At 68.1% G+C, this 19,576-nt stretch carries 16 protein-coding genes; 10 read left to right on the top strand and 6 right to left on the bottom strand.

Features of this window, described 5'->3' with window-relative positions; translation table 11 throughout:
* The first annotated feature begins 43 nt into the window (after positions 1 to 43).
* From HMPREF2581_RS00950 to HMPREF2581_RS00925, 6 genes are read left to right on the top strand one after another with little or no spacing between them, the layout of a single operon-like run.
* Positions 44 to 1,771: an acyl-CoA dehydrogenase family protein gene (locus HMPREF2581_RS00950; RefSeq protein ID WP_003138046.1), complete on the top strand. Its 1,728-nt coding sequence runs from the start codon at positions 44 to 46 to the stop codon at positions 1,769 to 1,771.
* Between the two features lie 38 nt (positions 1,772 to 1,809).
* Positions 1,810 to 2,997: a CaiB/BaiF CoA transferase family protein gene (locus HMPREF2581_RS00945; RefSeq protein WP_003138047.1), complete on the top strand. Its 1,188-nt coding sequence runs from the start codon at positions 1,810 to 1,812 to the stop codon at positions 2,995 to 2,997.
* A 59-nt stretch (positions 2,998 to 3,056) separates the two neighbouring features.
* A complete protein-coding gene (locus tag HMPREF2581_RS00940) occupies positions 3,057 to 3,854 on the top strand; it encodes an enoyl-CoA hydratase (RefSeq protein WP_011666583.1) in 798 nt (265 codons plus the stop codon).
* Positions 3,851 to 5,383 carry a 3-hydroxyacyl-CoA dehydrogenase gene (locus HMPREF2581_RS00935; protein WP_003138050.1) on the top strand — a complete coding sequence of 511 codons (1,533 nt, stop codon included), beginning with the start codon at positions 3,851 to 3,853 and terminating at the stop codon, positions 5,381 to 5,383. Before HMPREF2581_RS00940 ends, HMPREF2581_RS00935 begins: the two co-directional genes overlap by 4 nt.
* Positions 5,384 to 5,405: 22 nt before the next feature.
* A complete protein-coding gene (locus HMPREF2581_RS00930) occupies positions 5,406 to 6,611 on the top strand; it encodes a 3-oxoadipyl-CoA thiolase (RefSeq protein ID WP_003098466.1) in 1,206 nt (401 codons plus the stop codon).
* 52 nt (positions 6,612 to 6,663) lie between these two features.
* On the top strand, positions 6,664 to 7,914 hold the full coding sequence (locus HMPREF2581_RS00925) for an OprD family porin (protein WP_003138051.1): 1,251 nt from the start codon (positions 6,664 to 6,666) through the stop codon (positions 7,912 to 7,914).
* A 5-nt stretch (positions 7,915 to 7,919) separates the two neighbouring features.
* Here the strand turns inward: HMPREF2581_RS00925 and metR are convergent, their stop codons facing one another.
* Entirely contained in the window at positions 7,920 to 8,840 is a 921-nt protein-coding gene (gene metR / locus HMPREF2581_RS00920) for a transcriptional regulator MetR (protein ID WP_003109716.1), read from the bottom strand.
* A 298-nt stretch (positions 8,841 to 9,138) separates the two neighbouring features.
* Between metR and HMPREF2581_RS00915 the strand changes: the two genes are divergently transcribed.
* Positions 9,139 to 10,125: an alpha/beta fold hydrolase gene (locus HMPREF2581_RS00915; protein WP_003098462.1), complete on the top strand. Its 987-nt coding sequence runs from the start codon at positions 9,139 to 9,141 to the stop codon at positions 10,123 to 10,125.
* Positions 10,126 to 10,141: 16 nt separating this feature from the next.
* On the opposite strand, the gene HMPREF2581_RS00910 is transcribed toward HMPREF2581_RS00915, so the two are convergent.
* The 5 genes from HMPREF2581_RS00910 to glpF form a co-directional block, all read right to left on the bottom strand.
* Complete coding sequence (locus tag HMPREF2581_RS00910; protein ID WP_003119370.1) at positions 10,142 to 10,471, bottom strand: GlpM family protein; 330 nt, start codon at positions 10,469 to 10,471, stop codon at positions 10,142 to 10,144.
* 132 nt (positions 10,472 to 10,603) lie between these two features.
* Positions 10,604 to 12,142, bottom strand: coding sequence for a glycerol-3-phosphate dehydrogenase (gene glpD, locus HMPREF2581_RS00905; protein WP_003109717.1), 1,539 nt, complete (start codon positions 12,140 to 12,142; stop codon positions 10,604 to 10,606).
* Positions 12,143 to 12,420: 278 nt separating this feature from the next.
* Positions 12,421 to 13,176, bottom strand: a complete 756-nt coding sequence (locus tag HMPREF2581_RS00900) for a DeoR/GlpR family transcriptional regulator (protein ID WP_003092173.1) — start codon at positions 13,174 to 13,176, stop codon at positions 12,421 to 12,423.
* A 205-nt stretch (positions 13,177 to 13,381) separates the two neighbouring features.
* The gene (gene glpK, locus HMPREF2581_RS00895; RefSeq protein WP_003092168.1) at positions 13,382 to 14,899 is read right to left on the bottom strand and encodes a glycerol kinase GlpK; all 1,518 of its coding nucleotides are present in this window, start codon (positions 14,897 to 14,899) and stop codon (positions 13,382 to 13,384) included.
* Between the two features lie 39 nt (positions 14,900 to 14,938).
* The gene (glpF, locus tag HMPREF2581_RS00890; protein ID WP_003092166.1) at positions 14,939 to 15,778 is read right to left on the bottom strand and encodes a glycerol uptake facilitator protein GlpF; all 840 of its coding nucleotides are present in this window, start codon (positions 15,776 to 15,778) and stop codon (positions 14,939 to 14,941) included.
* A gap of 264 nt (positions 15,779 to 16,042) precedes the next feature.
* Between glpF and ybaK the strand changes: the two genes are divergently transcribed.
* From ybaK to HMPREF2581_RS00875, 3 genes are all read left to right on the top strand, one after another.
* Positions 16,043 to 16,513: a Cys-tRNA(Pro) deacylase gene (ybaK, locus tag HMPREF2581_RS00885; protein WP_003092163.1), complete on the top strand. Its 471-nt coding sequence runs from the start codon at positions 16,043 to 16,045 to the stop codon at positions 16,511 to 16,513.
* A 63-nt stretch (positions 16,514 to 16,576) separates the two neighbouring features.
* On the top strand, positions 16,577 to 18,061 hold the full coding sequence (gene glpK, locus HMPREF2581_RS00880) for a glycerol kinase GlpK (protein ID WP_003138054.1): 1,485 nt from the start codon (positions 16,577 to 16,579) through the stop codon (positions 18,059 to 18,061).
* A 195-nt stretch (positions 18,062 to 18,256) separates the two neighbouring features.
* Positions 18,257 to 19,042, top strand: a complete 786-nt coding sequence (locus tag HMPREF2581_RS00875) for a PhzF family phenazine biosynthesis protein (protein WP_003138056.1) — start codon at positions 18,257 to 18,259, stop codon at positions 19,040 to 19,042.
* Positions 19,043 to 19,576: the final 534 nt, after the last annotated feature.

The raw sequence follows: 19,576 nt of genomic DNA, 5'->3' as shown, positions 1-19,576 counted from the left end.
ACCACTCGCCTAGTCTCGGCGCAAGACAAGCAGGAGCCGCGCCATGACCGCCATGCCCGAAGTACCTCGCGAAGATACGCTGAACATCCCCGACAGCCGTGGGCTGAATCTCTACACCTGCGATCCGGCCCTGGAGCGGCTGCTGGAGGTATACCTGCCGCCGGCGTTGCTCGCCGAATGGCGGCCGCTCCTCGAACGGCTCGGCGCCCGTGCCGGCGGCGAGCTGGACGTGCTGGCGCTGGCGGCGGACAAGAACCCGCCGGTGCTGGCGCCGCGCACCCGCCGCGGCGAGGATTTGCAGAGCATTCGCAAGCATCCGGACTACGTCGCCCTCGAACGGGTGGCCTATGCCGAACTCGGCCTGGCTTCCATGAGCCATCGCCCGGACGGCCCACCGCCGCTGGTCAAGTATGCGCTCACCCACCTGTTCGTACAGGCCGAGTTCGGCCTTTGCTGCCCGGTCAGCATGACCGACTCGCTTACCCGCACCCTGCGCAGGTTCGGCGCGCCGGAACTGGTTGAGCGCTATCTGCCGTCCCTCGCCTCGCGGGATTTCGACGAGCTGTTCCAGGGCGCCATGTTCATGACCGAGCAGGCCGCCGGCTCCGACGTGGCGCGGACCCGTACCGTGGCGCGGGAGGAGGGCGGCGAGTGGAAGCTCTACGGCGACAAGTGGTTCTGCTCCAACCCGGACGCCGACCTGGCGATGGTCCTGGCCCGCCCCGAAGGCGCGCCGGAAGGAATGAAGGGCGTGACCCTGTTCCTGTTGCCGAAGGTCCGCGAGGACGGTACGCGCAACGCCTATCGCATCGTCCGCCTGAAGGACAAGCTGGGCAGCCGCTCCATGGCCAGCGGCGAAGTCCGCCTGGAAGGCGCCAGCGCCTACCTGATCGGCGAGATCGGCCGCGGCTTCCAGCAGATGGCCGACATGGTCAACATGTCGCGCCTGTCCAACGGCGTGCGCGCCGCCGGGCTGATGCGCCGGGCGCTGAGCGAGGCGCTGTTCGTCGCCCGCCATCGGCGCGCCTTCGGCAAGCACCTGATCGACATGCCGCTGATGCAGAAGCAGTTGCTGAAGATGATGCTGCCCACCGAACAGGCGCGCTCGATGTTCATGCAGATCGCCACGCTGCTGCCGCGCGCCGATGGCGGCGAGGTCGAGGCGCAGAAATGCGTGCGGATCCTCACCCCGCTGATCAAGTTCCGCGCCTGCCGCGATGCGCGACGGGTCACCGGCGACGCCATGGAGGTGCGCGGCGGGGTCGGCTACATCGAGGAGTGGAGCGACCCGCGCCTGGTGCGCGACGCCCACCTGGGGTCGATCTGGGAGGGCACCAGCAACATCGTGGCGCTGGACGTCGCCCGTGCGGTGAGCCGCGAACAGGCGCTCGAACCCTTGCAGCGCCACCTGCGCCGGCTGCTGGATGACAGCGATCTGCCAGGGGACGCCCGCGACCTCTTCGACGAACTGCTGGTGCGAGTGGTCGCGACCATGGCCGACGTCGCCGAGCGCCGCCAGGACGAGCAGGTGCGCCAGGCCGGCAGCGCCCTCTACCACCTGTGCACGGCGATCTTCATGGCCTGGGAAGCCAGCCGCCAGGCACCCGACCAGCGCCGCCTGGCCCTGGCCTTCCTGGTCGCCCGGCACAAGCTGCTGCCGCGCGACCCGCTGCACCTGGAGGGCTGGACCGACCAGGCCGAACTGCTGGCCAGGGTGGTCGGCGAGGTGCCGCTGAGCCAGGCCGAAGCCATGCAATTGCTGCCGGCCTGACTGCCCGCATTCCCGCTCACAACAACCAGAGAGTCGCCATGACCAATCAGACGGGCGCCCTGCGTGGCCTGAAAATCATCGATCTCAGCCGGGTCCTCGGCGGACCCTACTGCTCCCAGGCGCTGGCCGACCACGGCGCCGAGGTGATCAAGCTGGAACCCCTCGGCGGCGACGAGACCCGTGGCTGGGGGCCGCCCTTCGAGGGCGACACGGCGTCCTACTTCAAGGGCGTGAACCGCAACAAGAAGGGCATCGCCGTCGACCTGGCGACGGCGGAGGGCATCGAGCTGCTGCTGCGCTTGCTGGAGGACGCCGACGTACTGCTGGAGAACTTCAAGCCCGGCACCCTGGCGCGTTGGGGGATCGGCTACGAGGAGGTGCTTCGCCAGCGCTTCCCACGGCTGGTCCACTGCGCGGTATCGGGCTTCGGCGCCGACGGCCCGCTCGGCGGCCTGCCCGGCTACGACGCGGCGATCCAGGCTATGGCCGGACTGATGAGCGTGAACGGCGAGGCCGGCGGCGACGCGTTGCGCATCGGCCTGCCGATCGTCGACATGGTCACCGGGCTGAACGCCATGGCCGGCATCCTCCTCGCCCTCCACGAGCGCCAGGTCAGCGGGCGCGGGCAGTCGGTGGACATCGCCCTGTACGACTGCGGTATCTCCCTGCTGCACCCGCACCTGCCGAACTACTTCGCTTCCGGACGTACGCCCCGGCGTAGCGGCAACGCCCATCCGAACATCGCGCCCTACGACAGCTACCGCACCGGTACCGAGCCGATCTTCCTCGCCGTCGGCAACGACCGCCAGTTCGCCCGCCTGTGCGAGTACCTGGGAGCCGATGAACTGCCGGGGGACCCGCGCTTCGCCGACAACGGCAAGCGCTCGGTCAACCGCGAGGCGCTGAAGCGCGCCCTGGAGGACTACCTGGCGGCCCACGACGGTCGCGAGCTGGCCGAGCTGCTGATCCGTCTCGGCGTGCCCTGCGGAGTGATCGCCACGGTGGATCGGGTGGTGGAACACCCGCACACCCGCCATCGCGGGATGGTCGTCGAACTCGAGGGCTATCGCGGCATCGCCTCGCCGGTGAAGCTTTCGCGCACCCCGGCCAGCTACCGCGCCACGCCGCCGGTACTGGGCGGAGACACCCGGGAAGTCCTGGCGGAACTGGGATTGAGCGCCGAGGCGATCGACGCGCTGGTCCGGCGCGGCATCGTCCGCGCCTGAAACCCCGCATGGCACGGCCTGCGCCGTGCAACTCAATCCCCGGGCAATTGGAGATGGCCATGGATTCCTCCCCTGGGGCGGTGAGCCCCGAACTCGTGCTGCTGGACCGGCCGGAGCAGGGCGTGGCCCTGTTGCGACTGAACCGCCCGGCAGTACTCAACGCCCTGAACATGCGCCTGCGCGAGGCTCTGGCGGAGTACGTACGGCGCCTCGACGAGTGCGCCGATACCCGGGTCATCGTCCTCACCGGAAATGGCACGGCGTTCGCCGCCGGCGCCGATCTCAACGAACTGGCGGAGGCGTCCGCGCTGGAGATCCAGCAGCGCGGGGTGGAGCGCCACTGGCAGGCGCTCGCCGCCTGCCGCAAGCCGCTGATCGCCGCCGTGGAGGGCCATGCCCTGGGCGGAGGCTGCGAGTTGGCGATGCACTGCGACCTGATCGTCGCCGGTGCCTCGGCGCGCTTCGCCCAGCCGGAAATCCGTGTCGGCGTGATGCCCGGCGCCGGCGGCACCCAGCGCCTGGTGCGAGCGGTGGGCAAGTTCCAGGCGCTGCGCATGCTGTTTACCGGTTGCACGGTACGGGCGCCGGAGGCCCTGGCCATAGGGTTGGTCAGCGAGGTGGCGGCGGATGGCCAGGCATTGGATCGCGCCCTCGAACTGGCTCGCCAGATCGCCGGCCTGCCGCCGCTGGCGCTGGCGCAGATCAAGGAAGTGGTCCTGGCCGGCGCCGACCTGCCGCTGGACCAGGCCCTGGCGCTGGAGCGCAAGGCCTTCCAGTTGCTGTTCGACAGCCACGACCAGAAGGAGGGCATGCGTGCCTTCCTGGAAAAACGCACAGCGGAGTACCTGGGAAAATGAGCGAGCCATCGATCGTTCTCATCGGTATCGTCGGTACCGGTGCCATGGGCCAGGGCATCGCCCAGCTCGCTGCCTGTGCCGGGCTGTCGGTGCTGCTCTACGACAGCCGCCAGGGGGCGGCGCTGCAAGCGCGCGAGCAGATCGCCACGGTCCTTGCCCGGCAGGTGGAGCGGGGCCGGCTGGAGGCGGAGGCTGTCGAGCGCGCGATGGGCAATCTGCGGGTGGTCGAGGACTTGCGGGTCCTACGCGGCTGCCAGTTGGTGATCGAGGCGATCGTCGAGAACCTGGAGGCCAAGCAGGCGTTGTTCCGCCAATTGGAAGAGGTGGTCGGCGACGAAGCGATCCTCGCCAGCAATACCTCCTCGCTGTCGGTTACCGCGATCGCCTCGGCCTGTCGCGATCCCGGCCGGGTCGCCGGTCTGCACTTCTTCAATCCGGTGCCGCTGATGCGTCTGGTGGAGGTGATCGACGGTCTCGCCACCCGCACCGGCATCGCCGAGCGACTGTGCGCCCTGGTGGCGACCTTCGGCCACCAGGCGGTGCGTGCCACGGACAGCCCCGGCTTCATCGTCAACCATGCCGGACGGGCCTTCGGCACCGAGGCGCTGCGTATCCTCGGCGAGGGCGTGGCGCCGGTGGCGGCGATCGACGAAGTCCTGCGCGAGGGCGCCGGCTTCCGCATGGGCCCGTTCGAGCTGTTCGACCTGGTCGGGTTGGACGTCAGCCTGCCGGTGATGGAGTCGATCTACCGGCAGTACTACGAGGAGCCGCGTTATCGTCCGCATCCCTTGCTGCGCCAGATGCTCGCCGCCGGCCGCCTGGGGCGCAAGAGCGGCCAGGGCTTCTACCGCTACGACGGCGCTGGGCAGGTGCCCGCCGCCGCCCCGGCGGTTGCGCCAGGCGCGGCGTTGCCGCCGGTGTGGCTGGGCGTCGACGACGAACATGACCGCGCGCCATTGCTGACGTTGCTACAACGTCTGGGCGCCGAGGTGGAGAGTGGCGAGCGTCCTTCCGGGGCGGCGTTGTGCCTGCTTGCGCCGCTGGGCGCCGACGTCAGCGCCGCAGCGCGGCGGTTCGCCGTCGATCCGACGCGCAGCCTGGCCATCGACGTGCTGTCGGACCTGGAGCGACACCGCTGCCTGATGGCCTGCCCGGCGACCCGAGCGGAGCTGCAGCAGGCCGCTCGCACCCTGTTCGCACGGGACGGCGTGGGCGTCACGCTGATTCGCGACAGCGCCGGGTTCATCGTCCAGCGCACCCTCGCCTCGATCGTCAATCTCGCCTGCGACATCGCCCAGCAGGGTATCGCTTCGGTGGAGCACATCGACCTGGCGGTGCGCCTCGGTCTCGGCTATCCGCTGGGGCCGCTGGAGTGGGGCGACCGACTGGGCGCCGGGCGCGTGCTGCGCATCCTCGAACGCCTGCATGCGCTCAGCGGCGACCCGCGCTATCGCCCCAGTCCCTGGCTGCGCCGGCGCGCCCAACTGGGCCTTTCCCTGCGCCAGCCGGACAGCCCGTTGGCCTCCTGATCCCTTCGCGGAGAAACACACCATGCTCGATGCCTATATCTACGCCGGCCTGCGTACGCCTTTCGGCCGGCATGCCGGTGCACTCTCGACGGTGCGTCCGGACGACCTGGCCGGCCTGCTGCTGGCGCGTCTCGCGGAAACCTCCGGGTTCGCCGTCGACGACCTGGAGGATGTGATCCTCGGTTGCACCAACCAGGCCGGCGAAGACAGCCGCAACCTGGCGCGCAACGCGCTGCTCGCAGCCGGCCTGCCGGCGCGGCTGCCTGGGCAGACGGTCAACCGCTTGTGTGCCAGCGGACTGTCGGCGGTGATCGACGCGGCGCGCGCGATCAGTTGCGGCGAGGGCCGGCTGTACCTGGCCGGCGGCGCCGAAAGCATGTCCCGGGCGCCGTTCGTCATGGGCAAGGCGGAGAGCGCCTTCAGCCGCACGCTGGAGGTCTTCGACAGCACCATCGGCGCGCGCTTCGCCAACCCCAGGCTGGTCGAGCGCTATGGCAACGACAGCATGCCGGAGACCGGCGACAACGTGGCCCGCGCCTTCGGCATCGCCCGCGAGGATGCCGACCGTTTCGCCGCTTCTTCCCAGGCGCGCTACCAGGCTGCGCTGGAGGAGGGCTTTTTCCTCGGCGAAATCCTTCCGGTGGAGGTGCGCGCCGGACGCAAGGGCGAGACGCGGCTGGTGGAGCGCGACGAGCATCCGCGGCCGCAGGCCGACCTGGCGGCCCTGGCGCGCTTGCCGGCGTTGTTCGCCGGCGGGGTAGTGACCGCCGGCAACGCGTCGGGGATCAACGACGGGGCGGCGGTAGTGCTGCTGGGCGACCGCGCGATCGGCGAGCGCGAGGGCATCCGGCCGCTGGCGCGGATCCTCGCTAGCGCCAGCGTCGGCGTGGAGCCCCGGTTGATGGGCATCGGCCCGCAGCAGGCGATCCTCCGCGCGCTGCAACGCGCCGGCATCGACCTGGACGAGGTCGGCCTGATCGAGATCAACGAAGCCTTCGCGCCGCAGGTCCTGGCCTGCCTGAAGCTGCTCGGCCTGGACTACGAGGACCCGCGGGTCAATCCCCATGGCGGCGCCATCGCCCTCGGCCATCCGCTCGGCGCCTCCGGTGCGCGCCTGGTGCTCACCGCCGCCCGCGGGCTGCAACGCATCGAGCGGCGCTACGCGGTGGTCAGCCTGTGCGTCGGGCTCGGCCAGGGCGTGGCGATGGTGATCGAGCGCTGCCGATGAGACACCGTTCCCCCTAGAAAAAGAGGCGCCCAGGCGCCCGTTCGGAGTGCGTATGAACAACAACAAGAAATGCGCGTTTTTCCTGCTGCCGATCCTTGCCGGCGATAGCGTTCCCGCCCTGGCCGAGGGCTTCCTCGAAGACTCGCGGGCCAGCCTGGCCTTGCGCAACTTCTACATGAACCGCGACTTCCGCGATGGCGTGGGGCGTGCGAAAAGCGAGGAGTGGGCCCAGGGCTTTCTCTTCGACTACCGATCGGGCTATACCGAGGGCACCCTCGGCGTGGGTCTCGACCTGCTGGGCAAGCTCGGCGTCCGGCTCGATTCCGGCGCGGGGCGTAGCGGCACCGGCCTGCTTCCGCTTCGCGACGATGGCAGCGCGGCGGGCGACTACGCGCGGCTGGACGCGACCGCCAAGCTGCGCCTGTCGCGCAGCGAGCTGAAGGTCGGCGGCCTGGTGCCGAAGCTACCGACCATCCAGCCCAACTACGGGCGGCTATTCCCCCAGGTGTTCCAGGGCGCGCTGCTGACTTCCGGCGAACTGAGCGGACTGAGCCTGAACCTGGGACGGCTGACCGAGGTCAGCCAGCGCAACGAGGCGGGCACCAGCGACCTGGCGCTGTTCAACCGCAACCGGCGTTTCGCCGGCGCGGCGCAGGCGGACCGTTTCGACCTGGCTGGCCTGGACTACCGTATCGCCCCGGACTGGACCGGCAGCTACCACTATGGCGAACTGGAGCAGGTCTACGCCCAGCATTTCCTCGGTCTCAAGGGGCGCATCGGCGTCGCTGCGGATAGCCTGGAGAGCGACTTGCGCCTGGCGCTCAGCCGGGATACCGGCGGCGCTCGCGGCGGGCGCATCGACAACCGTTCCTTCAGCGGGTCGCTCACCTACCGCCTGCGCAACGGCCAGGCCTTCGGCCTGGGCTACCAGCGGATGAGCGGCGACCACGGTTTCCCCTACCTGGAGGGGACCGATCCGTACCTGGTCAATTTCGGCCAGTACAACGACTTCGCCGAGGCTGGCGAATCCTCCTGGCAACTGCGCTACGACTGCGACTTCGCGCCGCTCGGGGTGCCCGGCCTGAGCCTGATGACGCGCTATTTCAGCGGCCATGGCGCGAAACCGAAGGGCGCCGACGGCAGTCGCGAGTGGGAACGCGACAGCGACCTGCGCTACGTGTTGCAGGGCGGTCCGCTGAAGGGACTGGGGCTGGTCTGGCGCAACGCTACCTACCGTTCGGCCTTCAGCCGCGACATCGACGAGAACCGCCTGTACCTGACCTATGAGCTGCCGCTGTTCTGAGCCGCTCAGCCCTTGGCGGCGCTGACCCCTTCGAGGGTGGCGAAGGAGGTGTCCTTGGCGGTGAGCAGGAAGTCGCGCATGAATGGCGCATCGAACATGTCCGTGCGGATGGCGGCGAAGAGCGTGCAGTACAGGCCCTTTTCACCGAGGCGCCGGGCCGTCACGTAGCCGCGCGAGCTGTACTCGTGCAGGGCCCAGTTCGGCAGGCAGCAGACGCCGCGACCGGAGGCCACCAGTTGCATCATCATCACGGTCAGCTCGGCTATGCGCACCTGCGCCGGCTCCACGTCGGCGGGGTCGAGGAAGCGGGTGAAGACGTCGAGACGGTCGCGTTCCACCGGATAGGTGATCAGGGTTTCCCGCTCCAGATCCTCCGGGACGACGTACGGCCGGCCAGCCAGGGCATGCTGGTTGGCCACCGCCAGCAGCGCTTCGTAGGTGAACAGTGGCACGTAGGTGATGCCGGGCAACTCGATCGGGTCGGCGGTTACCACCAGGTCGAGGTCGCCGCGGGCCAGGGCCGGCAGCGGCGCGAAGGAGAAGCCCGAGGCCAGGTCCAGTTCGACTTCCGGCCAGGCGTCGCGGAACTGGTCGATGGTCGGCATCAGCCACTGGAAGCAACTGTGGCATTCGATGGCCATGTGCAGGCGCCCGGCGGTACCGCCGGCGAGCCGTGCCAGGTCGCGCTCGGCGGTGCGCAGTTGGGGCAGCAGCGAGTCGGCCAGTTGCAGCAGGCGCAGCCCGGCGCTGGTGAAGCGTACCGGCTTGGTCTTGCGCACGAACAACTGCATGCCCAGGCGCTCTTCCAGTTCCTTGAACTGGTGCGACAGCGCCGACTGGGTAAGGTGCAGGCGCTCGGCGGCTTCCACCAGGCTGTCGGCTTCGCGCAGCGCGTGCAGGGTCTTGAGGTGGCGAAGTTCGAGCATGGCGGCCTCTGTATGAGCAAAACTTGATAGCGGTGCAGATTCGTTGAGTTTGTCTCATACGCCAGGGGCTGTCGACAAGCGATGGCCTCGATCCCGCAGAGCGCGCGATCGTGGAGCGACGGGGAGAATAGCCCGGCACACGGGACGGCGGCCCGGAGCAGCGGCGCAACGCCGCAGAGCCACAACGCCACGACCGCCTGGCGGCATTCATCAAACTGTCACGCTACTGTGGCAGCGCGCTGGACGAAATTTAATCAGAATCGCGCTCCACTGGGGTTTTGCGTTCTGGGTTTTCTTCATGCGTGCTTTCATCTTCCTGGCCGCCTTGTTGTGCAGCCTCTCCTCCTTTGCGGCGGCGCGTTGCGACGCACGCGTACCTACCGAGACGGTCGAACTGGGCGACGTGCGCCTGGCCTACCAGAGCATCGGCCGCGACAGCGATCCGGCCCTGCTGCTGGTGATGGGCCTGGGCGGGCAACTGATCCACTGGCCGGACGAGGTGGTCAGCGCCCTGTGCGAGCAAGGCTTCCGGGTGATCCGCTACGACAACCGTGACGTCGGCCTGTCGGCCTGGAACGTGCCGGTGCCCAGCTCGCGGCTGACCTACGAAGTGGTGCGTTATCGCCTCGGCCTGCCGGTCAGCGCGCCCTATACCCTCACCGACATGGCCGGCGATGCCCTGCATCTGCTCGACGCGCTGGATATCCCCCAGGCCCATGTGCTCGGCGCCAGCATGGGCGGGATGATCGCCCAGCACATCGCCGACATGGCGCCGCAGCGCCTGCTCAGCCTGACCCTGGTGATGACCAGCTCCGGCGCCGAAGGCCTGCCGGCGCCCAGCGAGTCGCTGCTGCGCCTGCTGGCGCGGCGCGAGGCGGCCAGCCGCGAGCAGGCGGTCGAGCAGCAGGCCGACCTGCTGGCGGCGCTGGGCAGCCCGGAAGTGCGCGACGATCGCCAGCAGCTCCTGTTGCAGGCCGCACGTTCCTACGACCGCGCGTTCAACCCGGAAGGCGTGCAGCGGCAATTGCTGGCAATCCTCGCCGAACCCAGCCGGGTGCCGCTGCTGAACCGTCTGCAGGTGCCGACCCTGGTGATCCATGGCACCGCCGATCCGCTGCTGCCGGTGATGCACGGCGTGCACGTGGCGGCGCATATCCGTGGCTCGGAGCTGAAGCTGATCCCCGGTCTCGCCCATCGCTTCCAGGAAGCCTTCAAGGAGCCGTTGCTGGCGGCGGTGGTGCCTTACCTGAAGGCCCATCGGCAGGCCAGCGTCGTCCAGCTCTGAAGCCGCGCTCGCGGTCTCAGGCGTGCAGGCGTACCCAGAGGCCCACCAGCACGCTTGCCGCCACCAGCCAGGCCAGCGCCGCCAGGGCCAGCGAGGTCTCCAGGCGGAAGCGCTCGACCAGCAGGTAGAGCGCGGCGAGATAGACGAAGTAGGGGATGATCGACCACATGCCGAAGACGATGGTGGTCTTCAGGTCGTCCAGCGAACGGCCCTTGCCGACGATGTAGTGGGCAATCAGGGCGAAGGTGGGAAACAGCGGCACCAGGCCGGCGATGTAGTAGTTGCGGGTCTTCGACAGGACGGCGAGGAGCACGACCACGGCGGCGCCGATCAGCGCCTTGAACATCAGGTCCACGGGATTCTCGACTGCGGCGGCGCCACCGGCTTGGTGGCGTCGCGCATTATGCCCGGATCGTCCCGTACCCTTCCATAACGAACGAGGCCCGCAAAAGCGGGCCTCGACGTTTCTGGCTGGCGATCAGGCCGCATGCACCCGCGGGCGATGCGGATGCTCGCTCTGCAGGTACTGGCCGAGGCGCACCTGCTGGCTCGGCGAGAGGAACAGGCCGAGCTTGCTGCGGCGCCAGAGGATGTCCTCGGCGTCCTGGGCCCACTCGTGCTTGCACAGGTAGTCCACTTCGCGGGCATACAGGCCGCCGCCCAGGTGCTCGCCGAGATCGGCTTCGCCATTGACCCCGTCCAGCAGGCGCCACACCCGGGTGCCGTAGGTGCGCGCCCAGCGCAGCGCCAGTTCGCGGTCGAGCCAGGCGTAGCGGTTGGCCAGTTGCTCGGTGAGCGCCTCGACGCTCTGCATCTGCTCGCCGCCCGGCAGCGGTGCCTTGGCGGTCCAGGCCGGGCCGAGATTGGCGAAGAACGGCTGGAGCTGCGCCAGCGCCGATTCGGCCAGCTTGCGGTAGGTGGTCAGCTTGCCGCCGAACACCGAGAGCAGCGGCGGCTCGCCGTTGCCGGCGGAGAGCGACAGGGTGTAGTCGCGGGTGATCGCCGAAGGCTCGTCGGACTCGTCGTCGCACAGCGGACGCACGCCGGCGAAGCTGTGCAGGATGTCGGCGGCCGCAAGCTGCTGCTTGAAATGGGCGTTCACCACTTGCAGCAGGTAGGCGGTTTCCTCTTCGCTGATCGCCACCTTGGCCGGGTCGCCCTGGTACTCGCGATCGGTGGTGCCGATCATGGTGAAGCGGTCCAGATAGGGGATGGCGAAGACGATGCGGCGGTCTTCGTTCTGCAGGATGTAGGCGTGCTCGCCTTCGTACAGCTTCGGCACGATGATGTGGCTGCCCTGGATCAGGCGGATACCGTAGGGCGACTTCTGTTTCAGGTCGTCCTGGATGAAGCGCGCCACCCAGGGGCCGGCGGCGTTCACCAGGGCGCGGGCGCGGATCGAATACAGGCTACCGTCGCTGCGCTCCAGGTGCAGGTGCCAGAGTCCCTTGCTGCGACGGGCGCTGACGCAGCGGGTGCGGGTATGGACGTGGGCGCCGTGCTCGCGGGCGGAGATTGCGTTGAGCACCACCAGGCGCGCATCGTCCACCGCGCAGTCGGAGTACTCGAAGCCACGGCGGATCTCGGCCTTCAGCGGGCTGCTGCCGGTGAAGCGCAGGCCGCGCGAGGCGGGCAGCTTCTCGCGCTTGCCGAGGTGATCGTAGAGGAACAGGCCGGCGCGGATCATCCAGGCCGGGCGCAGGTGCGGACGGTGCGGCAGGACGAAGCGCAGCGGCTTGACGATGTGCGGCGCCTTGGCCAGCAGGACCTCGCGCTCGGCCAGGGCTTCGCGGACCAGGCGGAATTCGTAGTGTTCGAGGTAGCGCAGGCCGCCGTGGATCAGCTTGCTGCTGGCCGAGGAGGTGTGCTGGGCCAGGTCGTGCTGTTCGCAAAGGAACACGGACAGGCCGCGCCCGGCTGCGTCGGCGGCGATCCCTACACCGTTGATGCCACCGCCGACCACGGCGACATCGTAGACTTCGGCGAGTGGAGCGGAGGGGGTGTGCGCTTGACTCATGTGAAAGGCCCTGAAGTCGAAAGTGAACGTAATTTTGTTCGAATTCGAAAATAGCTTAGTCGATTGCGCAGTTATTGACCAGCCCGATTCGCCAGGCTTTTTCAATTTCGAAGGGTTGCCCGGGCGCTACCGGTTTGCCCGTCCGCGCGGGAACAGCCCCTCTTCCGCATGCGGGAAAGCGACCGCCGAGGATCGCGGCGCATGGACGGGGGGCGGCAGGTGGTTTTTCTGAAACGAACATTCACGGCGCCGAACGGCGCCGTGGCAGGGGAAATGCCTCAGACCAGGTCCAGGTGAACCTTGTGCTGTGCCATCAGGCGGGCGATGGCGGCGGGCGGCGGGCTGTCGCTGATGACCCGGTTGACCAGCGAGATCGGTCCCAGGCGGACCACCGCGTTGCGCCCGAACTTGCTCGAGTCGGCGGCCAGGAACACTTGCCGCGCGTTGTCGATGATCGCCTGGGATACGCGCACTTCCTGGTAGTCGAAGTCGAGCAGGCTGCCATCCTCGTCGATGCCGCTGATGCCGACCAGGGCGAAGTCGACGCGGAACTGCTGGATGAAGTCCACCGCGGCCTGGCCGACGATGCCGCCGTCGCTGCGTACGGTGCCGCCGGCGACCAGCACTTCGAAGTCTTCCTTGGCGCTGAGGGTGGCGGCCACGTGCAGGTTGTTGGTGATGATCTTCAGGTTACGGTGGTTGAGCAGGGCGCGGGCGATGGCCTCGGTGGTGGTGCCGATGTTGATGAACAGCGAGGCGTTGTCCGGCACCAGGCTGGCCACGGCTTCGGCGATGCGCTGCTTCTCGTCGCGCATCTGGTCGGCGCGCATGGTGTAGGCGGTGTTCTCGATGCTCGAATCGTAGGCCGCACCGCCGTGGTAGCGGCGCAGCAGTCCCTGTTCGGCGAGCTGGTTGATGTCGCGGCGGATGGTCTGCGGGGTGACCGCGAACATCTGCGCCATCTCCTCGATGCTCAGGTAACCGCGCTCGCGGACCTCCTCGATGATGCTTTGCTGTCGGGGGGGCAGGTTCATGGGTTGTTCTCGTGCTGCCGGGCCGGGACCCTGGAAAGTCGCCAAGAATGCCGCACGCGGGGGGCCGTTGTCAGCCGTGCATGAGTCGTAGAGCGCGCCGCGGCGGCACCCGGCCGCCGCGCGCAAACGTTACCCAGGGCATGCCAGAGCGGCGCCGGGGAACACGCCATTCGCCGCATCGCGGCGGACGAATGGCGCCAGCTCGTCACAGTTCGCCGTCGTCCCAGCCGCGAGTGCGCTCCACCGCTTTTTTCCAGCCGGCATAGAGCTTTTCGCGCCGGGGCTCGTCGCACTCCGGCTCGAACACCCGCTCGATCACCGCCTTGCTCTTCAGCTCGTCGAGGCTGCTCCAGAAGCCGCAGGCCAGGCCGGCCAGGTAGGCGGCGCCGAGGGCGGTGGTCTCGCGCATCACCGGGCGCTCCACGCGGGTGCCGAGGATGTCGGCCTGGAACTGCATGAGGAAGTTGTTGGCCACCGCCCCGCCGTCGACGCGCAGAGCGCGCAGGCGTTCGCCGGCATCGCGCTGCATGGCGTCGAGCACGTCGCGGGTCTGGTAGGCGATGGATTCCAGGGTGGCGCGGATCAGGTGGTCGGCCTTGACTCCACGGGTCAGGCCGAACACTGCGCCGCGCGCATAGGGGTCCCAATAGGGCGCGCCGAGTCCGGTGAAGGCCGGTACCAGGTAGACGCCGTTGCTGTCCTTGACCTTGGTGGCGAAGTATTCGGAATCGAAGGAGTCGTTGATCACCTTCAGTTCGTCGCGCAACCACTGCACCGTGGAGCCGCCGTTGAACACCGCGCCCTCCAGGGCGTAGCCGACCTCGCCGCGCGGGCCGCAGGCGATGGTGGTGAGCAGGCCATGGGTGGACTTCACCGCCTTGTCGCCGGTGTGCATCAGCAGGAAGCAGCCGGTGCCGTAGGTGTTCTTCGCCTGGCCCGGTTCCACGCACATCTGGCCGAACAGGGCGGCCTGCTGGTCGCCGGCGATCCCGGCGATCGGCAGCTCGCCGCCGCCGACCCCGCCGATCCGGGCGTTGCCGTAGACCTCCGAAGAGTTGCGCACCTCGGGCAGCATCGAGCGGGGAATGTCGAGCACCTCGAGCATCCGTGCGTCCCAGTCGAGGCTGTGGATGTTGAACAGCATGGTCCGCGAGGCATTGGTGTAGTCGGTGACGTGGACCTTGCCTTCGGTGAGCTTCCAGATCAGCCAGGTGTCGATGGTGCCGAACAACAGGTCGCCGTTGCGCGCGCGTTCGCGGGCGCCTTCGACGTTGTCGAGGATCCACTTCAGCTTGGTCCCGGAAAAGTACGGGTCGGTGACCAGACCGGTGGTTTCGCGGATGTAGTCTTCCAGCCCGTCGCGCTTGAGCTGCGCGCAGATCGCCGCGCTGCGCCGGCACTGCCAGACGATGGCGTTGTGGATCGGCCGACCGCTGTGACGGTCCCAGACCACCGTGGTCTCGCGCTGGTTGGTGATGCCGATGGCGGCCACCTGGTCGTGCTCGATGCTGGCTTGGGCGAGGGCCTCGACCAGGGTCGAACTCTGCGTGGCCCAGATTTCCATCGGATCGTGTTCGACCCAGCCGGCCTGCGGATAGAACTGGGCGAACTCGCGCTGGGCCTGGCTGACCACGTTGGCATCGCGGTCGAAGACGATGGCGCGGGAGCTGGTGGTGCCCTGGTCCAGGGCGACGACGTATTTCTTGTTGTGCTTGTCGGTCATGGCTGTGGCCTTGTGGCTATGGCAGGAAAGAGCGGGCGGTCAGGAAGCGCGAACCTTCTCCGGCTCGGCTTCGGCGGGCGCCGCGGCGCTCGGCAGATGGCGCGCGATCAGTACACGATAGCCGCCGGCGCCGAGGCAGGCACCGAGGATCGGGGCGAAGATCGGCACCAGGAAGTAGGGAATCTCGCGGCCGCCGGTGAAGGCGATGGGCCCCCAGCCGGCCAGGTAGGTCATCAGCTTGGGGCCGAAGTCGCGCGCCGGGTTCATCGCGAAACCGGTCAGCGGGCCCATGGCGCTGCCGATCACGGCGATCAGCAGGCCGATCAGCAGCGGCGCCAACGGACCGCGCGGCAGGCCGTTGCCGTCGTCGGTAAGAGCCATGATCACCGCCATGAGGATGGCGGTGATCACCACTTCGACGAGGAACGCCTGGCCGACCGACAGCGCCGGGTGCGGATAGGTGGAGAACACCGAGGCCAGGGCCAGGCTGTCCTGGCTGCCGCGGACGATGTTCTGCGCCTGTTCGAACTCGATGAACAGGCTGCTGTAGAGAGTGTAGACCAGCGCTGCGGCGCAGAACGCACCGGCCACCTGGGCGGTGATGTAGAACGGCAGCTTGCGCCCCTCGAAGCCGGCGAACAGCCATAGCGCGATGCTCACCGCCGGGTTCAGGTGGGCGCCGGAGACGCCGGCGCTGAGGTAGATCGCCATGCTCACGCCGACCCCCCAGATGATGCTGATTTCCCACAGGCCGAAGCTGGCGCCGGCGACCTTCAGGGCCGCGACGCAACCAGTGCCGAAGAAGATGAGGAGGGCGGTGCCGAGGAATTCGGCCAGGCATTGGCCGAACAGGGACGGGGTCGGGGCGGCGGTGGTCATGGGGCCTCTCTTGTCTGTTCTTGTAATTATGGCGGGCAGCCGTGAAAATTGTTCAGTTTCGAAAAAATATATTCACAAAGGAATGCTGTCAAAGCGCGAAGATGAACGTTTGTCCGAAAAACGACCCTCCGGTTTCGTTTTCGCGGCCAATCGAATATCGCTACCGAGGCACGCGGGCCGCGGCATCGGCGCCCGTGCAGCAGGGGCGGCGATGGCTTAAGGTAGGCGCCGGTTTTCAGCCAACGTTCTTCTCCGGGAGTGACCATGACCCCTGCCATCGACCTGCTGAAAAAGGCCCGCGCCGAGCACAAGGTGCTCAGCTACAGCCACGACCCCAAGGCACCTTCCTATGGCCTGGAGGCCGCGGAAAAGCTCGGCCTGGACCCGCAGCGGGTGTTCAAGACGCTGCTCGCCGCCACGGAGAAGGGCGAGCTGCTGGTGGCGGTGGTGCCGGTGATCGGCAGTCTCGACCTGAAGGCCCTGGCCCATGCGGCGGGGGCGAAGAAGGCCGACATGGCCGATCCGCAGGCGGCGCAGCGGGCCACCGGCTACCTGGTGGGCGGGATCAGCCCGCTGGGGCAGAAGAAGCGCCTGCGTACCTTCATCGATGAAAGCGCGCGGCAGTACCCGAGCATCCATGTCAGCGCAGGACGGCGCGGGCTGGAAGTGGAGCTGGCGGCCGAGGTGCTGGCCCAGCTGACCCAGGGTTCGTTCGCCGCCATCGGCCGCGAATGAGCCGCTAATCCCGCCGGCCTAGCGGTCGGCATTCGTCTTACTTTTCAATCTGTCAGGTTTTCCATGTCCCACTATCTCCTCGCCATCGACCAGGGCACCACCAGCTCCCGCGCCATCGTGTTCAGTGCCCAGGGCTTGCCGGTGACGAGCTGCCAGCAGGAATTCAAGCAGTACTTCCCGAAGGACGGCTGGGTGGAGCACGACGGCGAGGAAATCTGGCTGACCACCCTCCAGGTCTGTCGCGACGCGCTCGCTCGCAAGGGCTTGCGCGCGGGCGACATCGCCGCCATCGGCATCACCAACCAGCGCGAGACCACGCTGGTCTGGGACGCCGCCAGCGGCGACCTGATCCACCCGGCCATCGTCTGGCAGGATCGTCGTACCGCCGACTACTGTGCCGAACTCAAGGCCGCCGGCCACGAGGCGAACGTCAGCGCGCGCACCGGGCTGCTGATCGATCCGTATTTCTCCGCCACCAAGCTGCGCTGGATCCTCGACAACGTGCCCGGCGCCCGCCAGCGCGCCGAACGCGGCGAGCTGCGCTTCGGCACCGTCGACTGCTTCCTGCTCTGGCGCCTGACCGGCGGCCGCTCCCATCGCACCGACGCGACCAACGCTTCGCGCACCCTGCTGTTCAACATCCACAGCCAGGACTGGGACGAGGAATTGCTGGCGCTGTTCGAGATCCCGCGCAGCCTGCTGCCGGAGGTACTCGACTGCGCGGCGGAGTTCGGCGTCAGCGAGCCGTCGCTGCTTGGCGCGGCGATCCCGGTGCTGGGCATGGCCGGCGACCAGCAGGCCGCGCTGATCGGCCAGGCCTGCTTCCAGCCGGGCATGGTGAAGAGCACCTACGGCACCGGCTGCTTCATGATCCAGAACACTGGCGAGCAGCCGGTGACCTCGAAGAACCGCCTGCTCACCACGGTTGGCTACCGTCTGGACGGCAAGGTCAGCTACGCGGTGGAGGGCAGCATCTTCGTCGCCGGCGCCGCGGTGCAATGGCTGCGCGACGGCATCAAGCTGATCGACCACGCCCACGAGAGCGAAGCCCTGGCGATCCAGGCCGGCGACTCCAACGGCGTCTACCTGGTGCCGGCCTTTACCGGCCTCGGCGCGCCCTACTGGGACCCGAAGGCGCGCGGCGCGATCTTCGGCCTGACCCGCGACACCGGAATCAAGGAGATCGTCACCGCCGGTCTGCAATCGGTCTGCTACCAGACCCGCGACCTGCTCGAAGCGATGCGCCAGGACGGCACGCCGCCCAGCGCGCTGCGGGTGGACGGCGGGATGGTGGTGAACAACTGGGTGATGCAATTTCTCACCGACATCCTTGGTGTCACCGTGGAGCGCCCGGAAGTCACCGAGACCACCGCCCTCGGCGTGGCCTACATGGCCGGGCTGAAGGCAGGCTTCTATCGCGACCTGGACGACATCGCCAGCCACTGGCACCTGCAGCGCCGCTTCGCCGCACACATGGCCGAGGAGCGCCGCGGCGAACTCTACGCCGGCTGGCAGAACGCGGTGCGACGGGTGCGCAGCGAGGCCTGAGCGGCGTTTCGCGGAAAAAGGCGGCGTTTTTGCCGGCGGCTTCACAACGCCGGCAGGTCGCCGCAAACGCCCGCTCGGGCAATGGGTCGAAGGCAGGGCGAAGTCCCACTGTTACGATCGGAAAAGATCGCACTGTATCGCCCATCCCGGAGCCTGCGGCGGCATGCTGTGGCGATCGTTCCCAGGAGGTCTGCCATGCAGCTCGAGTTCCACCAGGTCGACGCGTTTTCTTCCCGCCCGTTCAGCGGCAATCCCGCCGTGGTCTATCGCCTCGGCGCCTGGCTGGCGGACGAGCTGATGCAGATGATCGCGACCGAGCACAACCTCTCCGAGACCGCCTTCGTCGTTCGTGAAGGAGAGGCCTGGCGGATCCGCTGGTTCACCCCGAGCGTCGAGGTGGCGCTCTGCGGCCACGCCACACTGGCTGCGGCCCACGTACTGTTCGAGGTCTATGACGAGCCGGGCGAGCGCCTGGAATTCATCTCGCGCTCCGGTGCGCTGCGGGTCAACCGCGAGGACGAGCGGCTGGTCCTGGATTTCCCCGCGCAGTATCCGAGCGAGGTCGGTAGCACCGTCGAGCTGGAGCAGGCCCTGGGCCTGCCGCCGGTGGACGTGCTGGGCTCCACCGACAAGCTGCTGGTACTGCTCGAGTCCGAAGAGGCGGTGCGCGCCTGTCGTCCCGACTTCGCGGCCCTGGCGCGGCTGCCCTGGCGTGGAGTGATCGTCACCGCGCGGGGCATGCAGAAGGATTTCGTCTCGCGCTTCTTCGCTCCGGCGATGGGCGTCGACGAAGACCCGGTCACCGGCTCCGCGCATTGCAGCCTGATTCCCTACTGGGCCCAGCGCTTGAACAAACTGTCGCTGACCGCCCAGCAGTGCTCGGCGCGCGGCGGCGAGCTGTGGTGCCGGTTGGAGGGCGAGCGGGTGAGTATCGCCGGGCATGCGGTGCTGGTGGCGAGCGGAAGGATTCGATTGGGCTGAGGGCGCTTCAGGAGGGGGGATGACCTCGTGCATGCCAGACTTCCACATACCGAAGCCCTGATCCGTAGAGTGAATAACCGCTTGCGGTTATCCGCCCTACGGATCGGGTTCCTGGCATGCACGAAGTGAGGCTTGCCCTCCAAGTGGTGGGGCGGCAAACCCGCCCCGTCAGGAGGCCGAGCGGAATCGTTGCGGAGGGGGACGAGTGGCAGGATGCCGCGAGAGCCGCCTCGGTCCACGAAGGACCGTGGCGGCGTGCCGCCGGAAGCAACGATGCAGCGAGGGCACCCCAGCCGAGAAGCGGCTGGGGCCGGATGCCGGGGCGAGTCTTTTGGTTCCTTTTGGACGCTTGCAAAAGGAACTCGCCTGGGAAGGCGAAACAAGAGGCCAAGGCAGGCACAGAAAACAGCTGACCACCAAACATGACGCCCGCTCAAGCGCTAAGCAACGGCGTCCCCCATCACTGCCGTGTAGCTAAGAAATCGCGAGTGATATAGTCCCGTAGGGCGAATACCGCCACAGGCGGTATCCGCC

It is taken from the genome of Pseudomonas sp. HMSC057H01, assembly GCF_001836405.1.
In the GTDB taxonomy this organism is placed as follows: domain Bacteria; phylum Pseudomonadota; class Gammaproteobacteria; order Pseudomonadales; family Pseudomonadaceae; genus Pseudomonas; species Pseudomonas aeruginosa.
Note: the sequence above shows the minus strand (reverse complement) of the source record. Positions and strands in the feature narration are given on the sequence as shown.

Coding starts and splice junctions, on each gene's coding strand:
- HMPREF2581_RS00950 (WP_003138046.1), top strand. CDS start 44: ATGACCGCCATGCCCGAAGTACCTCGCGAAGATACGCTGAACATCCCC.
- HMPREF2581_RS00945 (WP_003138047.1), top strand. CDS start 1,810: ATGACCAATCAGACGGGCGCCCTGCGTGGCCTGAAAATCATCGATCTC.
- HMPREF2581_RS00940 (WP_011666583.1), top strand. CDS start 3,057: ATGGATTCCTCCCCTGGGGCGGTGAGCCCCGAACTCGTGCTGCTGGAC.
- HMPREF2581_RS00935 (WP_003138050.1), top strand. CDS start 3,851: ATGAGCGAGCCATCGATCGTTCTCATCGGTATCGTCGGTACCGGTGCC.
- HMPREF2581_RS00930 (WP_003098466.1), top strand. CDS start 5,406: ATGCTCGATGCCTATATCTACGCCGGCCTGCGTACGCCTTTCGGCCGG.
- HMPREF2581_RS00925 (WP_003138051.1), top strand. CDS start 6,664: ATGAACAACAACAAGAAATGCGCGTTTTTCCTGCTGCCGATCCTTGCC.
- metR (WP_003109716.1), bottom strand. CDS start 8,840: ATGCTCGAACTTCGCCACCTCAAGACCCTGCACGCGCTGCGCGAAGCC.
- HMPREF2581_RS00915 (WP_003098462.1), top strand. CDS start 9,139: ATGCGTGCTTTCATCTTCCTGGCCGCCTTGTTGTGCAGCCTCTCCTCC.
- HMPREF2581_RS00910 (WP_003119370.1), bottom strand. CDS start 10,471: ATGTTCAAGGCGCTGATCGGCGCCGCCGTGGTCGTGCTCCTCGCCGTC.
- glpD (WP_003109717.1), bottom strand. CDS start 12,142: ATGAGTCAAGCGCACACCCCCTCCGCTCCACTCGCCGAAGTCTACGAT.
- HMPREF2581_RS00900 (WP_003092173.1), bottom strand. CDS start 13,176: ATGAACCTGCCCCCCCGACAGCAAAGCATCATCGAGGAGGTCCGCGAG.
- glpK (WP_003092168.1), bottom strand. CDS start 14,899: ATGACCGACAAGCACAACAAGAAATACGTCGTCGCCCTGGACCAGGGC.
- glpF (WP_003092166.1), bottom strand. CDS start 15,778: ATGACCACCGCCGCCCCGACCCCGTCCCTGTTCGGCCAATGCCTGGCC.
- ybaK (WP_003092163.1), top strand. CDS start 16,043: ATGACCCCTGCCATCGACCTGCTGAAAAAGGCCCGCGCCGAGCACAAG.
- glpK (WP_003138054.1), top strand. CDS start 16,577: ATGTCCCACTATCTCCTCGCCATCGACCAGGGCACCACCAGCTCCCGC.
- HMPREF2581_RS00875 (WP_003138056.1), top strand. CDS start 18,257: ATGCAGCTCGAGTTCCACCAGGTCGACGCGTTTTCTTCCCGCCCGTTC.